Source organism: Microbispora sp. CL1-1 (genome assembly GCF_012034195.1).
Taxonomy (GTDB): Bacteria; Actinomycetota; Actinomycetes; order Streptosporangiales; family Streptosporangiaceae; genus Microbispora.
In genome coordinates this window covers 1-657 of the sequence record NZ_JAATEK010000166.1, presented here as the reverse complement: position 1 = coordinate 657, position 657 = coordinate 1, and the positions used below count along the sequence as shown (strand labels likewise).

The 657-nt window shown below is 73.2% G+C and carries 1 pseudogene; it reads left to right on the top strand.

What is annotated here, in order from left to right:
• Positions 1-657: pseudogene (locus HCK04_RS40445) on the top strand (hypothetical protein); the annotation flags it as partial.

Here is a 657-nt window from a genome sequence, read left to right as displayed (position 1 = left end):
GGCGGCGTGGAAGGGGAGTTCTATCTGCCGCGTGAGGCCGGCGCCCGGTTGATGGCGTTGTTGCAGGCGTATGCCAAGCTGAGGGCGCAGGGGGATGACCGCCCGCTGACGGTACGTCAGGCGGACGCGTTGATCGCCCTGCTGGAGCAGAAGATCGCCGCCGAGCTCCTCGTCGTGGTCAGCGCCGAATCCCTCCCCACCGACCCCGAAACCACCGACCCCACCGACGACCCATACCCCGCCGACCCGGCCACCGAAGACCCCGCTGCCCCGGCCACCGACGAGACCGACCCGGCCACCCAAGACCCCGCTGCCCCGGCCGCCGCCGACGAGGTCAGCGACCACTTCGCAGACCTCGGCGACAGCGCCCCCAGCGACTACGTCCCCGACCCTGCCGGAAGCACTGACGAGCCGGGCCAGGCCGACGACACCGCCGACCACGCCGGAGACGCGCGGGATGCCGGGGGCTTCGAGGAAGGCCGGGACGACACGGGCGACTCTGCTCCTGGCGAGGCCGGGGCAGATGCCGGTGCGGAGAGCGCCGACGACCCCGCCGACCACGCCGAAAACGCGCGGGATGCCGGGGGCTTCGAGGAAGGCCGGGACGACACGGGCGACTCTGCTCCTGGCGAGGCCGGGGCAGATGCCGGTGCGGAG